This is a genomic window from Flavobacterium anhuiense, from assembly GCF_001705175.1.
In the GTDB taxonomy this organism is placed as follows: Bacteria; Bacteroidota; Bacteroidia; order Flavobacteriales; family Flavobacteriaceae; genus Flavobacterium; species Flavobacterium anhuiense.
The window spans coordinates 3,596,346-3,612,085 of the sequence record NZ_CP016907.1 but is presented as its reverse complement, the minus strand read 5'-3'; the positions used below and the strand labels follow the sequence as shown (position 1 = coordinate 3,612,085).

Annotated in this window: 15 protein-coding genes; 14 read left to right on the top strand and 1 reads right to left on the bottom strand. The window is 34.7% G+C overall.

Annotated features, from left to right (window positions below; all coding sequences use genetic code 11):
- The first annotated feature begins 162 nt into the window (after positions 1–162).
- The 12 genes from BB050_RS15750 to BB050_RS15700 all read left to right on the top strand — a co-directional run bounded on the left by BB050_RS15750 (position 163) and on the right by BB050_RS15700 (position 11,836).
- Positions 163–756: a TetR/AcrR family transcriptional regulator gene (locus BB050_RS15750; protein WP_008467721.1), complete on the top strand. Its 594-nt coding sequence runs from the start codon at positions 163–165 to the stop codon at positions 754–756.
- A 323-nt stretch (positions 757–1,079) separates the two neighbouring features.
- Positions 1,080–1,550 (top strand): efflux RND transporter periplasmic adaptor subunit, encoded by a 471-nt coding sequence (locus tag BB050_RS22315; protein WP_472342644.1) that lies wholly within the window; start codon positions 1,080–1,082, stop codon positions 1,548–1,550.
- Positions 1,544–2,221: an efflux RND transporter periplasmic adaptor subunit gene (locus BB050_RS22310; protein ID WP_472342643.1), complete on the top strand. Its 678-nt coding sequence runs from the start codon at positions 1,544–1,546 to the stop codon at positions 2,219–2,221. Before BB050_RS22315 ends, BB050_RS22310 begins: the two co-directional genes overlap by 7 nt.
- Before the next feature lie 12 nt (positions 2,222–2,233).
- Positions 2,234–5,398: an efflux RND transporter permease subunit gene (locus BB050_RS15740; protein ID WP_066034206.1), complete on the top strand. Its 3,165-nt coding sequence runs from the start codon at positions 2,234–2,236 to the stop codon at positions 5,396–5,398.
- 327 nt (positions 5,399–5,725) lie between these two features.
- Positions 5,726–7,144, top strand: a complete 1,419-nt coding sequence (locus BB050_RS15735; protein WP_066035190.1) for a TolC family protein — start codon at positions 5,726–5,728, stop codon at positions 7,142–7,144.
- Between the two features lie 326 nt (positions 7,145–7,470).
- The gene (locus BB050_RS15730; RefSeq protein ID WP_066034205.1) at positions 7,471–8,088 is read left to right on the top strand and encodes a hypothetical protein; all 618 of its coding nucleotides are present in this window, start codon (positions 7,471–7,473) and stop codon (positions 8,086–8,088) included.
- Positions 8,089–8,305: 217 nt separating this feature from the next.
- Complete coding sequence (locus BB050_RS15725) at positions 8,306–8,911, top strand: Crp/Fnr family transcriptional regulator (RefSeq protein ID WP_066034204.1); 606 nt, start codon at positions 8,306–8,308, stop codon at positions 8,909–8,911.
- Positions 8,912–8,982: 71 nt separating this feature from the next.
- Positions 8,983–9,714, top strand: a complete 732-nt coding sequence (locus tag BB050_RS15720; RefSeq protein WP_066034203.1) for a GNAT family N-acetyltransferase — start codon at positions 8,983–8,985, stop codon at positions 9,712–9,714.
- A gap of 336 nt (positions 9,715–10,050) precedes the next feature.
- The gene (locus BB050_RS15715; protein WP_066034202.1) at positions 10,051–10,431 is read left to right on the top strand and encodes a DoxX family protein; all 381 of its coding nucleotides are present in this window, start codon (positions 10,051–10,053) and stop codon (positions 10,429–10,431) included.
- A gap of 13 nt (positions 10,432–10,444) precedes the next feature.
- Positions 10,445–10,654: a hypothetical protein gene (locus tag BB050_RS15710; protein WP_008467738.1), complete on the top strand. Its 210-nt coding sequence runs from the start codon at positions 10,445–10,447 to the stop codon at positions 10,652–10,654.
- A 177-nt stretch (positions 10,655–10,831) separates the two neighbouring features.
- Positions 10,832–11,341, top strand: coding sequence for a DinB family protein (locus BB050_RS15705; RefSeq protein ID WP_066034201.1), 510 nt, complete (start codon positions 10,832–10,834; stop codon positions 11,339–11,341).
- Positions 11,342–11,368: 27 nt separating this feature from the next.
- Complete coding sequence (locus BB050_RS15700) at positions 11,369–11,836, top strand: hypothetical protein (protein ID WP_008467741.1); 468 nt, start codon at positions 11,369–11,371, stop codon at positions 11,834–11,836.
- Between the two features lie 94 nt (positions 11,837–11,930).
- Here BB050_RS15700 and BB050_RS15695 read toward each other — a convergent pair whose 3' ends face one another.
- A complete protein-coding gene (locus tag BB050_RS15695; protein WP_008467744.1) occupies positions 11,931–12,092 on the bottom strand; it encodes a DUF1328 family protein in 162 nt (53 codons plus the stop codon).
- A gap of 270 nt (positions 12,093–12,362) precedes the next feature.
- On the opposite strand from BB050_RS15695, the gene BB050_RS15690 reads away from it, so the two are divergent.
- Both BB050_RS15690 and BB050_RS15685 read left to right on the top strand, forming a co-directional pair.
- Complete coding sequence (locus BB050_RS15690) at positions 12,363–13,421, top strand: glycoside hydrolase family 130 protein (RefSeq protein ID WP_066034200.1); 1,059 nt, start codon at positions 12,363–12,365, stop codon at positions 13,419–13,421.
- Complete coding sequence (locus BB050_RS15685) at positions 13,402–15,672, top strand: glycosyltransferase (protein WP_066034199.1); 2,271 nt, start codon at positions 13,402–13,404, stop codon at positions 15,670–15,672. Before BB050_RS15690 ends, BB050_RS15685 begins: the two co-directional genes overlap by 20 nt.
- Positions 15,673–15,740: the final 68 nt, after the last annotated feature.

Below are 15,740 nucleotides of genomic sequence, written 5' to 3'. Positions count from 1 at the left end.
TAAATTTTACAAAGCACAAAAACTTTCGAAACACCTTATTTTAAAAGTGTTTTAGCACTCTCTATAATACAATAAGAAAATATTATGATAAAAATATTTTGAAATTCGAAAATCCGCCATACATTTGCCTAACAGTGTTAAACGATTTAATACTTGAATACAATGGCTAGCAAAGATCGAATTTTAAGACAAAAAGAAGAGACAAGAAATAATATTCTTGGCGCTGCTTATGATATCGTAAAAGATGAAGGCTGGAATGGTTTGAGTATGCGTAAAATTGCCGACAGAATCGAATATACTGCTCCTATTATTTATGAATATTTCTCGAATAAAGAAGCAATATTAGAAGAACTGACAGGCAAAGGTTTTATTAAACTGGCTAAAGAGTTGCAGACTGCGAAAGACAAGTTTGAAAAACCAGAAGATCAGTTAGAAGCCATGTGGATGACTTATTGGGATTTTGCTTTTACCAATACTGAAATGTATCAACTTATGTTTGGTGTTCAAATGACTTGCTGCGCACAGCGATGTTCGGCTCAGGAAGCACCTTACAAATTGTTTACTGGTGTCATTGCTGAAATTATGAAGGACAGCAATCCTAGTGAAGATATCATAAAACAAAAATATTTTACTTTCTTTTCTGTTATTCATGGTTTAATCGCCATCAACATCATTAACAAAAGTGATATTTTAGAAACCATAAATGCTCAGATTTTGAAGGATGCTATTACTGGTATCATCAAATCTATACAATAAAAAAAATTTTCAATTTTACTTAACAGTGTAAAATGATTTAAACGGGATAACATAAAATCCTTTTTTTTATAACTTTCGCTTAACACTGTTAGAAAATTTAATAAAGGTAATAAAAGCTCTTTTTTTAGACTTTTACTTAACAACGTTAGATAATTTAATACTGATTTAAAATAGAATTGGAAAGGCTTACTGTATGGAAATTTGCGCACATTTACTTAACAACGTTAGATAATTTAATTCAATTAAATATGAATCCCGAGAATGCCAGAATACCAAAGAATTTTATCCGAGAAAATGTTCAACCAATTAAAACCACAATGAAAATGAAAAATGTAATTATAACCAGTTTTATCCTGGCCTTAGTTTTAAGCAGCTGTGCCGACAAAAATCAGGCGCCTACTGCTCCACCCCCACCGGTTTTACCAGTATTGGCTATCACAAGTGCCAACACAACTACTGACTCTGAATATCCTGCTTCAATACAAGGAACTGTTGATGTTGAAATTCGCCCACAAGTGAGCGGAAACCTTGACAGAATTTATGTAGACGAAGGCGCATATGTAAACAAAGGACAAACTTTATTTAAAATCAATGAACGTCCGTATCGTGAGCAGTTAAACAATGCTTTGGCAAGTCTCCACGCAGCTGAAGCGGCTTTAATAAACGCTAATTTAGAAGTTGACAAATTGACTCCGTTAGTTCAGAACAAAGTAGTTTCTGATTATCAATTAAAAACAGCTAAAGCTTCTCAAAAATTGCTGCTGCCAATATCGAACAAGCAAAAGCAATGGTAGGTTCTGCTAAAATTAATTTAGGATATACCAACGTAACAGCTCCAGTTAGTGGATACATTGGAAGATTGCCTAAAAAACAAGGAAGTTTAGTTTCTGCAACAGATGTTGAACCTTTAACTACTTTATCAGACGTTCACGAAGTATTTGCTTATTTCTCGCTAGGTGAAACTGATTTCATCAACTTTAAAGAGCAATATGCAGGAAGTTCATTAGGCGATAAAATCAAAAAATTACCTCCAGTTACTTTGATTTTAGCTGATAACAATGCTTACCCTCAAACTGGAAAAATCGATATGGTTGACGGTCAGTTTGATAAAACTACTGGTGCAATCACTATTAGAGCAACTTTCCCTAACAAAGGCGGCGTGTTACGTTCTGGAAACACAGGAAGAATCCGTTTAGGATTAAATCACGACGATGCGATTTTAGTTCCTCAGTCGGCTACAGTTGAAATGCAGGACAAAGTATTTGTATTTACTGTAGGCAAAGATAACAAAGTAACCAAAATGCCTATAACTGTTGTAGGTAAAAGCGGCACTAATTATTTAATTAAAGAAGGTGTAAAAACCGGCGACCAAATAGTGTTAAGCGGTATTGACAAACTTCAGGACGGGCAAGCGATTCAGCCTGAAAAATCAACTAAAGTTGCCCAAGTAACTAATCAAAAATAATTCTAAAACACAATGTTCAAAATATTTATACAAAGACCTGTACTGGCAACCGTAATTTCCATTTTATTGGTAATTCTGGGTGTATTGGGTTTAACTAAACTGCCTTTACAACAGTTTCCTGATATTGCGCCTCCATCGGTTTTGGTAACGGCGGTATATCCAGGAGCCAACGCAGAAACGGTTTTACGTTCTGTGGCTCCTTCTCTAGAAGAGTCTATAAATGGTGTAGAAAACATGACTTATATGAGTTCTACTGCCAGTAACGACGGTACTTTGGCTATTACGGTTTTCTTTAAACTGGGTACAGATGCCGATCAAGCTGCGGTAAACGTGCAAAACCGTGTGGCACAAGCAACAAGCCAATTGCCAGCCGAAGTTGTCCAGCAAGGTATTATTACCGCTAAACAGCAAAACAGTTTCATCATGGCTATTGGTATGTATACTGATGACGAAGCCAAATACGATCAAACCTTTGTGGCCAACTATGCACAGATTAATATCATTCCGGAATTAAAACGTATTCCTGGTGTAGGTTCTGCCAGCATTTTTGGTGGTGTAAAAGATTACTCTATGCGTGTTTGGCTGAATCCAACACAGATGTCAGCTTATAAAGTAACGCCAAGCGAAGTTATGGGCGCTATTCAGGACAAAAGTTTGGAAGCGGCTCCAGGTAAATTTGGAGAGCGAAGCAAAGAGGTTTTTGAATACGTTATTAAATACAAAGGAAAATTAACCAAACCAGAAGATTATGAAAATATTGCTATACGTTCTAATGCAGATGGCTCAGTACTTCGCTTAAAAGATGTAGCGAGAGTTGAACTTGGAGCTTACTCTTACAACAGTTTAACTCGTTTAAATGGTAAAAAAGGAATTGTAATTGGAGTTATCCAGTTAGCTGGATCCAACTCAAATGATATTCAGATTGCCATTAACAAAATGATGGAAAAAGCTTCTAAAGATTTTCCAAAAGGCATTAAACACAATATTTTCTATAGTACAAAAGTATCTTTAGACCAATCTATCGAACAGGTTGAACATACCTTAATTGAAGCTTTCATTTTAGTATTCATTGTGGTATTTATCTTCCTGCAAGATTTTAGATCAACATTAATCCCGGCCATTGCTGTACCTGTAGCAATTTTAGGAACGTTCTTCTTCATGCAGTTATTCGGATTTTCGATCAACCTTTTAACACTTTTCGCATTAATTCTGGCGATTGGTATTGTGGTCGATGATGCCATTGTGGTAGTCGAAGCGGTGCATGCGAAAATGGAGCACAAACGTTTGTCTCCAAAAATCGCCACCCATGAAGCAATGCACGAAATAACGGGTGCTATTATCTCGATTACGCTGGTAATGGCTGCTGTATTCCTGCCGGTTGGTTTTATGGAAGGCTCAACGGGAGTTTTCTATCGTCAGTTTGCCTTTACGATGGCAATTGCAATTGTAATTTCGGCTGTAAATGCCTTAACATTGAGTCCAGCGCTTGCTGCATTATTCTTAAAAGATAATCACAGAGCACACGATCACAATGAACCTTATCAGAAAAAAGGATTTAAAGAAAAATTCTTCAGTGCTTTCAACAGCAGTTTTGAATCGCTTACCAATCGTTACGTTGGCGGAATTAAATTCTTAATCAGAAGAAAATGGTTGAGTTTAGGCGGATTAGCGTTAATTACTTTGGCAACAGTAGTGATGGTAAAAACAACTCCTTCTGGGTTTATTCCAACAGAAGATCAAGGATTTATTGCTATTGCAGTAAATACGCCATCTGGAACGTCATTAGACGGAACTCAAAAGGTAATGACAGAAGCTGAGAATACTTTAAAAGCATTAGACGCTTCTCGATTTGTAACCGCAATTTCAGGTTTCAACTTGTTGACCAACTCTACGAGCCCATCTTCTGCAGTAGTTTTCGTATTGCTTAAACCAAACGAAGAACGTGGAGAAATAAAAAATATTGACGAAATCATGAATCAGGTTCGCGGTAAACTGGGATCTATTTCTGGAGGAAGTTTCTTCGTATTCAGTTTTCCAACCGTTCCAGGATTTAGCAACGTTGAAGCGTTGGATTTAGTGCTGCAAGATAAAACAGGAGGAAAACTGGATAAATTCAGTGGAGTTTCTCAGAATTTTATCGGAGAATTAATGAAACGTCCTGAGATTGCCGTTGCCTTTACCTCTTTCAAAGCCGATTATCCACAATTGCAATTGGAAGTTAACGACGAAAAAGCAAATCAATTGGGTGTTAATGTAAAAGACATTTTACAAACGATGCAAGCGTACTTTGGTAGCGCACAAGCATCTGACTTTAACCGATTTGGTAAATATTACCGTGTAGTGGTTCAGGCAGATATTGAAGACAGAGCCGATCCGACTTCGATTGACAGAGTTTTTGTAAAAAACAAAACAGGCGAAATGGTGCCGATAAATACTTTAGTAAAACTGACTCGTATTTATGGTTCTGAAACCGCTTCTAGATATAATTTGTTTAACTCAATTTCAATTAATGCGATTCCGAAACCAGGATTTAGTTCAGGAGATGCCATTAAAGCTATTGAAGAAGTAGCAGCACAACAATTGCCTGCAGGTTACGGGTTTGAATTCTCGGGCCAAACGCGTGAGGAGATTTCGTCAGGAGGACAATCGGCAACTATATTCTTACTGTGTTTGATATTCGTTTATTTCTTACTTGCTGCACAGTACGAAAGTTACATTTTGCCTTTGGCAGTAATCTTGTCAATTCCTGCAGGTATTTTTGGAGTATTTGCTGCTATTGGTTTAACAGGAATTCAAAACAACATTTACGTACAAGTTGCTCTTGTCATGCTGATCGGACTTCTCGCTAAAAATGCCATTTTGATTGTGGAATTTGCAGCACAGCGAAGAAGATCAGGACAAGGATTAGTAGCAGCTTCAATTATGGCAGCAAAATTACGTTTGCGACCAATTATCATGACGTCTCTTGCTTTTGTGGTGGGATTAATACCAATGATGAGTGCCAAAGGTCCATCAGCACAAGGTAACCACTCCATCAGTATCGGGGCAGCTGGAGGGATGCTTTCAGGAGTAGTTCTAGGTTTGTTCATCATCCCTGTATTATTCATCATCTTCCAGCATTTACAAGAAAAAGTGAGCGGAAAACCAATCGCTGTAATTCATAACGAAGAAAAATAATAAATGGAAAACTATATCACAACCATACTTGTCGCCATCATATTTGGCATCGGATATATATCGTACAGAATCTCAAGAGATCTTGAAACTAGAAAAGATACTTGTACAGAAATTTAATCTGCTAGTGAGATTTAAAAAAATATATTTTAACACATAGAGACATAGAATTGTATGTCTAAAAAAGAGATTAGAAGAAACTAGTTTCAACACATAGCAAAACTATGTACATTTAAAACAAGTGAAACGCCTTTTTAGAGGCTAAAAAAACTATGTCTCTATATGTTTAAAAGAATAAACCCAACGGGTAGAAATTTAATAAAAAGACTAATGAAAAATCATATAACCAAAATCGTGACCTTCGCCATTCTGATCACGACTTTAATATCCTGTAAAGTCTCTAAGGATATTGAAACTCCAAAAGATGCATTTCCTGACAATTTCAGGAATGCATCGGTTTCGAGTGATACAACCAGTATTGCCGATGTGGAGTGGAAAAATTTCTTTACAGAAAAAGATATTATCAAATTAATTGACAGCGCCGTTGCGAGAAACAACGACCTTCAGATTGCTGAAAAGAACATCGAAATTGCACAATACCGTTTTACACAGTCAAAATGGGGAAATGTGCCTCAAGTTAACTTATTCGTTAATGCCAGTACAAGCAATCCGTCAGACAATAGTTTTACAGGATTAAACTTAAATCAGGCCATTGGCGCCAAACATATTGACGACTATTCTGCTGGAGCTTCTCTTTCTTGGGAAGCTGATATTTGGGGAAAGATCAGAAACCAAAAGAAAGGGGCTTACGCAGGATATCTTCAATCTGAAGAAGTAAAAAAAGCATTGCAGACCAATATTGTGGCTAATGTTTCTAGAGGATATTATAATCTTTTGATGTTAGACGCACAATTGGACATTGCCAGACAAAACCTTCGTTTAAATGATAGTACAACAAATATTATCAAATTAAAATACGATGCTGGTCAGGTAACCAATTTAGCGATTCAACAATCGGAAGCACAGAAATTAAATTCAGCACAATTGATTCCATTATTGGAACAAAACATTGCGATTCAGGAAAATGTTTTGAGTGTGTTAACTGGCTCTTTTCCGAATTCAAAAGAAAGATCCGTTAAGTTAAGCGCACTAGAAGTAAAACACAATACAGCAATTGGAATTCCTTCTGCCTTAGTAAGCAGAAGACCTGATGTAAAAAGTGCCGAATTGGCTCTTAAAGTCGCCAACGCAAATGTCGGTATCACGAAAGCGGATTTATACCCAGCTCTCAGAATTACGGCTCAAGGCGGCGTAAACTCTTTTGAGACCAGCAATTGGTTCAACATTCCGGCTTCTCTATTCGGAACTGTTGCAGGAGGTTTAACACAACCGCTTTTGAATAACAAAAGACTTAAAACGCAATATAATATTGCTTTAGCAGAAAGAGAAAAAGCCGTTTTAGCTTTTAGACAATCGGTTTTGGTTGCGGTAAGCGAAGTTTCTGATGCTTTGGTTAAAGTAGAAAAATTACAGCAGCAAGAAACTTTCTTGAAAGAAAAAGTAAAAACATTACAGCAGGCTATTAAAAATGCAAATCTTTTGTTCAAAAATGGTTTGGCAGAATATCTTGAAGTTTTAACAGCTCAAGCGAATCTTTTGCAAAGCGAATTGGAACTTGCTGATATTAAAAGACAACAGCTTACAGCCAATACAGATTTATACCGCGCTTTAGGCGGAGGCTGGAAATAATACCTCGTTACATTACCCGTTAATTATTTATTTTTTGAGATGAAAACGCTGTGGGACTTAGGTTTCATGGCGTTTTTTAGTTTTTTAACCGCAAAGGGCGCGAAGGTTTGCGCAAAGGACGCGAAAGTCTTTTTGAGTTTCTCGCAAAGACGCGAAGTCGCAAAGTTTTGTTCTTCACGCAGATTTAGCTGATTGGAACGGACTTATTCTCATTTTTTTGTCATCTCGACGAAGGAGAGATCTCCACAAGTATCTCCACAAAGAAAATACCATAATAATGCATCTCCATAATTTCATATATTTACTTCTAGATTATTAATCGTTCTATGAAAAAATATTACTTCGCCCTATTTGTATTTTTCTTTTTGATAATTAGTTGTAAAAAAAATATAGAGGTATCTAATGTATCAACGTTAGATACAACCAAGATTGTTAAACCTCTTCCTCCATTAGATTATGAGCAATATCTAAAAAATGTTCCTAAAACCGATAGTTTGTGTAATGGGGAAATTGAAAGAGCAAAAAAAGATCTTTCAAAATACGATGGCGTTTATGTCCAAACTATATGCTTTGGATGTGATTTTAAACCATATGAAGAAGAAATTAAAGAAGTTCTCAAAAAAAGAAAATTTAAACTTGGAATTCAGGATATTGGCTGTGTAAGATATGAGGGACAAACTGTAGGTTGCTATATTGAATATATTGACTTGAAAATGAAAGAGAAATATGGGGAAAATTATAAATCTGAAATAGAAAATGATGCAATAAAAATTCTAATAAAAAATATCAACATTAATAATAAAATTGTTAGTATTTACGATTTAGAACCAAATGAAAAACCAAAAATATTAGACCCAAAGATTGCTATTGAAAATGATTATTACGTAACAATAAAAACAGATTTACCTATAAATAAAACTGGTACACGTTATTTTATGTATTGATGTAAATTTTATTGTAGAAAAAGATGGAACTATAAGTAATTTAAAAGAAGATAATTGGGTAAATCAGAATGGTATAGATGAAAAATATAAAAATGATTTAATCAGTCTTGCTTTAAATACTCTAAAAAAAGATTACAATAACTGGAAACCTGGAACATATAAAGGAAATAAAGCAAGGGTAGAAAATAATTTAAGAATTAGCTTCGAATAAAAAAATATGACCTTCAACAAAGAAACATACCTCAACAATCTAAAATTATATTTCGAAAGTTACACTCCTATCTCTGAAAAGTCATGGAAATCAATTGAAAACTTAACACATTTCCAGACCGTCAAAAAAGGAGAAATAGTATTAGAAAATGGGGAAATCTGCAAAAATCTCTATTTTATTGCAAAAGGAATTTTACGAACTTTTATCACAGACGAACAAGGAAATTTCTATAACAAAAACCTTTTTCTCGAAAACAAACTGGCATGCTCTAAAGTTTCATCAATACTGCAAACTCCTTCCAGTTTTACGATCGAAGCTTTAGAAGATTGTATTTTAATCAGACTTAATTACAAAAAATATATCCAGTTGATTAGCGAAAATGATGATCTTAAAACCTTCTACATTGCCTATTTAGAGAAAAACTGGATTATCGAAAAAGAACAAAGAGAAGTGGCACTAGTCATGCAGAATGCGACAGAAAGATATCTTAATCTTCTTGAGACGCATCCAACAATCGCTGATCGGGTTCCGTTATTGCATATTGCTTCGCATTTAGGCATTACGCCAACGCAGTTAAGCCGAATCAGAAAGAGTTTGGAAAAAGATTTGTAAATCAACATATGTAAAGACTTTTCTAAGAGAACCAATTTATCTTTGTGTTATAATTAAAACTCGTCATAAAAATGGACCATATAAACCTCATTAAAGACAATATTGACAATCTAACCACTCTTTGGAAAACTGTTGCAACTCCACTCCTTTCTTATCATAAAAATGATCCTTTTGAATTTTCTCAAATAAAAAACTCAGGCTGGCCAAATAGATTATGGTCTAGAGAAGATATTACCGAAGAAAACTTTCTGCAGATTCAGGAAACGATGGAGAAAAATCCAGGTTTGGTTATTCCTTATTGGGATATTTTTGGAAGCAATTCTAAAGAAATTTTCGAAAAAAATGGCTTTCATATCCGAATTCAGCTTGTAGCGATGGCTTTAAAACTGGGAGAAAAATTTCCGCTTCAAAACAATCTTACTTTCAAGAGAGTTTTAAATGAAGAAGATGCCAAAACCTGGTCAGATATTTATCCAATGTCTTTTAGTTATGTAATCAGCAAAGAAACCTTGATTGCTAATTACGAAAATGCAAAGTTTTATTTAGTTCATTTTGAAGGAAAAGCGATTGGAACGCTTACTCTTTTTCAAACCTACAAAACAATGGGAATTCACGGTGTCGGCGTAATCCCAGAAATGCGCAAAAGAGGTTTCGCAGAAGAAATCATGAAATTTGCTATCAATGAAGCTATTGATGCCAATTGCGAATATGCGCAACTACAAGCTTCTGCATTAGGAAAAGGCATTTATACGAGATTAGGTTTTGAGGATTTGTTTACGATTACGAATTATCAACTGAGTTAAATTCCAAATTTTAAAATTCAAATTCCAATTCGGTCGCGAAGTCGCAATTTTATTTTTAGCTCTCGCAGATTTGGCAGATTAGATTTTTTAATAAATAATCTGCCAAATCTGCGAGAAACAAATCCTTTAAATCTTTTGAATCTGTGGCTTTAAAATAAAAACTTTGCGCCTTTGCGCCTTTGCGAGAACTATTTTCAATCTAAAATCTAACTTCTAAAATCTAAAATCAAGAATGTCCCAAATGCCCCCAAAATAGTCATAAATAGGTATTTTGTTAAAAAATAAGAATAGTACATTTGTAATACATTAACTAATAATCTTTTAAACAAATACCCAATGAAGACAACCAAAATCATTTTCTGGACTACTACTATTTTAATCTTTTTATTTGAAGGCGTTATGCCGGCATTGACTTCTCAAACAGAATTAGCCAAAGAAGGAATCAAACATTTGGGTTATCCAGAATATTTCGGAAATGCATTAGTCGTGTTTAAAATCCTTGGCGTTTTAGCTTTAATTATTCCACAAGTGCCAGGGCGAATCAAAGAATGGGCTTATGCAGGATTTGCTTTTGATTTCATTTTTGCTTCCATAAGCCATTTTGCGGTTGACGGAATCGGTTTTCAAGGATTCTTTCCTTTAATTGTTTTTGCAGTTTTAATTATTTCTTATGTAACATATCACAGAATACAACGTTATAAAAATATAGCGCTCTAAAAATCAAAACTTTATGATTGAAGTTTTTAAAACAAATGTTCAAGAAGAATCTCAATGCAACATCATCATTGAGAAGCTTCTTGAGCACTATCCCAACGGCTCAATCAACTTCGATTTAGAAGATTGTGACAAAATCCTCCGCATTCATGCACCCGCCATTTCGAATACAAAAATTATCGACATTTTAAATTCGCACGGTTACTTCTGCGAAGTGCTTCCTTAAAAATTAACACTTCTCAAATACCTGAATTATAGCATTTTAATATTTTTTATTGTATATTTGAAGGAGTATCATTTCCCCTAATTCTATAAATTTAATTTCGCCAGATTATGTACTGAGGTTTTCTTAACCAATCGGTAAACCTTTACTGTCGAATTTTCAATTTCTAAAATTAAAAAAATGAAGAGCGCTATTCAAAATACCATACTTGAAACCTACAGTAAATTGGGCGACTTACTTTCTTCTTTTTCAAAAGAAGAAATCAATGTTGTTCCGTTTGAAGGAAGCTGGACGGCTGGACAAACCGCACAGCATAGTATTCTAGCCTGCTCAGGTCTTACCATGCTATTTGCTGGAAAAACCGAAAAAACCAATAGAGAACCTGACGAAAATGTAAAAGGACTCGACTCCATCTTTTTAGATTATACTACTAAATACCAATCACCCGAAAACATAAAACCTCCTGCTATTGAGTATGAAAAAGGCACTCTGCTGGCTTCTGTAAAAAAAATACAAAATGATTTGTTTGAAGCTGCAGAAACTTACGATTTAACACTGACATGCTTGGATGCTAAAGTACCTGGTTTTGAATATTTCACGATTTACGAATGGCTTCATTTTGCCATTGTGCACACGCAGAGACATACGCAGCAGTTAAAATCGATTTACGAACATATTAAAAAACAATAAATCAGTATTTAACTCAAAACAATTTTTATGAGATCAAAAGTTAGAACCATTGTTTCATCTGGTTTAGTTGCAGGGACATTAGATATTACTGCCGCTATTTTGATTTACGCAGGAATATTACATAAAACAACAGCAGAAAAAATTTTACAATCTATTGCAAGCGGAATTTTTAAAAAAGAGGCTTATACAGCAGGAACAGAAATGACTTTTGTGGGTTTGGGACTTCATTTCTTAATTGCTTTTATTTTTGCTTGGTTTTATTTTAAGATTTTCCCTTATATCCCATTTTTTAAAATAAACACTTTACTCTCGGGAGTTTCTTATGGCTTCTTTATTTGGGTTGTAATGAATCTTGTGGTTCTCCCCATCGTATTTCCAGTTTTACCAGAAAAAAAACTAGATTTTCCGCTATTGCTTTCGATACTTATTGTGATTTTTTGTGTAGGGATTCCGATAGCATTTATAACTCGGAAATATTATGCAAAATGGTACTAATTGAAGGGACAAAGTTGCAAAGAGACAAAGTTACAAAGGTTAAAATACTTTACACTTTGTAACTCTGGAACTTTGGTACTTTGTCCCCTTAAAATCAAACTTTTCTTCTTCCTGTTATTAATGATATAATAAATAGCACTAAAAAGATGAAGAATAAAACCTTTGCAATACTTGCGGCTCCAGCGGCAATTCCGCCAAAACCAAAAATTCCGGCTATAATAGCCAAAATGATAAATATAACTGTCCAACGTAACATAATATTTGATTTTTAAGTTCTTAATATGACTGTTTTTATAAGCCTTTTTGTTTATCTCAAAGTTCTTTTATTCCTACAAATCTTGTTAACTCTATGCGCTTTATTATTATCTCAATAAAACTAAAACAACACTAGAACTCACGCCACTTTCACTATTATTTCAAAGCCTTACAGAATTACCATGTTTACGCTTTTGAGTTAATTTTTTGATCGATTGGATTAATTGCCGCTTCCATCTCAAAGTAATTTTAGATAAAATTTTTAAGGGTAATGGAAGAAGCTAGGAAACATGGTGTCATCTTAGAAAAAACAGATCGGGCTTTTGAGGAATTAGGTGTTTTAAATCCTGCCATTTATCAAGACGGAAATACTGTACACATGTTTTACAGAGCGGCCAAAAGAGGAAATTTTTCAACCATTGGATATTGTCGTTTTGAAGGTCCAACTACATTAGTTGAAAGAAGCACTCAGCCGGTTTTTGTGCCAGATTACATTTATGAGATTCATGGTGTAGAAGATCCGAGAATCACTAAAATAGACGACAGGTTTTACATGACTTACGTTACTTATGATGGAATTAATGCTTGTGGCGCTTTGGCAGTTTCAAAAGATTTAAAAATTTTTAAGAAGAAGGGAATTATAACGCCAAAATTTATTCTTAACGAATTTACAAATCTTATTAGAAAGCATTTACAGAATCCGAGCATTGCAAAGATCTTAGCTTTTAATACGGAAAGAAATTATCCGCTTACGGAAACTATTAAAGAGAATCTGTTTGTATGGGATAAAAATGTGGTTCTTTTTCCGAAGAAATTTAATGGAAAGTTTGTTGCCCTGCATCGCTTATTTCCATCCATTCAGATTTTTTCGTTTGAAAAGAAATCAGAACTGACAGAAGATTTTTGGAAAAACTATTTAAAAAATCTTCCCGATCATATTGTAATGGAACCAAAATATGATCACGAAACAAGTCATATTGGTCCTGGAGCCCCGCCGATAGAAACAGCAGACGGCTGGCTTTTAATTTATCATGCTGCTGAAAGGAGAGAGAAAGGTTTGGTTTATCATGCCGCAGCTGTTTTACTGGATTTAGAAGATCCGTCAAAAGTTATTGCAAGACTGCCAAAACCCATTATTACTCCCTCAGAATATTACGAAAGACATGGCTATGTCAATTATGTGGTTTTCCCGACAGGGACTGCCATTTTTGATGACCAACTATATATTTATTATGGCGCTGCCGATGATAAGATTGCGGTGGCATCTCTGAACCTTAACGAGTTATTAACCGAATTAAAAATGAACTCTCATGAAAACAATATCAAATAAATCAAAAATCGTTTTTTTATCTACTTTTCCGCCTACGCAATGTGGCATAGCAACCTATACTCAAGATACCATCAAAGGAATCACAGATGTTTACGGTAAATCTATCAAATGCGAAATATGCGAACTTGTTGATAAACCCAAAGATCAGCCAACGCAGGCATTTACCTTAAACACTAAAAATCGAGAAGAATACGCTAGAGTTGCCGAGGAAATTAATCAAGATGAAACTGTGAAATTAGTGCATATTCAGCATGAATTTGGTTTGTTTTCAGGAAATTATGGTGACCATCTCTTAGATTTTTTAAATGTTATTAAAGCGCCTGTTACATTTACGTTTCATAGCGTAATTCCGAATCCGAATGACGAATTGAGAACATTCGTAAGACTGCTATTGGACTACAGCAATTCGGTTTTTGTGATGACTAATAAATCGAAAGAAATTTTAATCAAAGACTACGATATCAATGAAGAAATAATTACTTGCGTGCCTCATGGAACTCATATTGTGATATACGAAACTCCAGAACAGGCAAAAGAAAAATTAGGAATTCAAGATAGATTGGTTTTGGCTACTTTCGGACTTTTGGGCGAAGGTAAAAATATAGAAACAGGCTTACAGGCTCTGCCAAAAATTATCGAAAAAGCGCCAAATGCTTTGTATCTTATTATTGGCAAAACACACCCTAACTTAATTAAAGACGGAATTGACACGTATCGTGATAAATTGGAAGGTTTAGTTAAAGAATTAAATCTTCAAGACAATGTACGCTTCATTAATAAATATTTGGATACCGATGAGCTCTTAGAATATTTAAAAGCAACAGATATTTATATGTTTACGTCAAAAGACCCGAATCAGGCAGTGAGCGGCACATTTGCTTACGCGATGAGTTGTGCGTGTCCGATCGTGGCATCTAAAATTCCGCACACCAGAGAGGTTTTAACTCCAGATTCTGGAATTTTATGTGATATTGGAGATGCTGATCAATTTGCGGCCTCAGCAATTAAATTGATTGAAGATGAGAATTTAAGACACGAAATGGGAATTAATTCATTTACCAAAATGAGAGCTTCATCATGGGAAAATGTTGCCATCACGCAAATGAATACTTATAAAAACCTATTCAAAAATCCTTCAGAAATTAAATACAGCTACCCTCCTATTCAGCTGAAACATATCAAAAAACTGACTACAGAATTAGGAATTATTCAGTTCAGTAAAATTTCTATTCCGGATTTAGATTCTGGATATACTTTAGATGATAATGCAAGAGCTTTAATAGCGTTTTGCATGCATTATAAACTGACTCAAGACAAAGATGATCTTGCTTACATCTTAATTTATTTAGATTTCATTCAGCGTTGTCAGAAACCAAAAGGAGATTTTATCAATTATGTCGATAAGGAAAACCGCGAACATATTGAGCAAAATGCCGAAGTAAATCTTGAAGATTCAAATGCAAGAGCCATTTGGGCTTTAGGAACTGTTGTTTCTATGTCGGATATTCTCCCAGAAGCTATAACTAAAAAGGCAACCAAATGTTTATTGAATACCTTAAAATGGGCTGAAAATATCCAATCGCCTCGTTCAATTGGTTTTGCTACAAAAGGATTGTATTTATACCATTCAACCATTCCGAATTTGTATGTTGCAGCTATCATCAATAAGCTAAATGCAAAATTGCTGGCGAATTACGAAGACACTGCCACAGAAGATTGGCAATGGTTTGAAAATTATCTGACGTATGGAAACAGCATTTTGCCAGAATCAATGCTTTACGCTTATTTAATTACCAATAAACCAGTTTACAAAAAAGTAGCATTGGACTCTTTAGATTTCTTGATTTCAAAAACGTTTATAAAAGGAACTTTCAAAGCTATTTCAAACCAAAGCTGGCATCATAAAGGCTCAGAACCAAGCCAGTACGGAGAACAGCCAATTGATGTTACCTACACGATTCAGACTTTAAATGCATTTTATAATGCCTTTAAAAATCCAGAATACAAAAAGAAAATGAGAGCCGCATTTAACTGGTTTTTAGGAAAAAATCATTTGAACCAGATTATGTATAATCCAGTAAGCGGCGGTGGTTACGACGGACTTGAGAAACATAATGTCAATCTAAATCAAGGTGCAGAATCTACAGTTTGCTATTTAACCGCAAGATTATTAATGGAAAAACTGGCCATGTCACAATCACGTGTCATTCCTTTAATGAAATCACGAAGCGGCATTGCTATAAATTTATAACAAAAGAAATTGAAGCTAACCAAATACTTCATTTAAACCCTGAAAATCCCTTTCTTAATGAAAGGGAT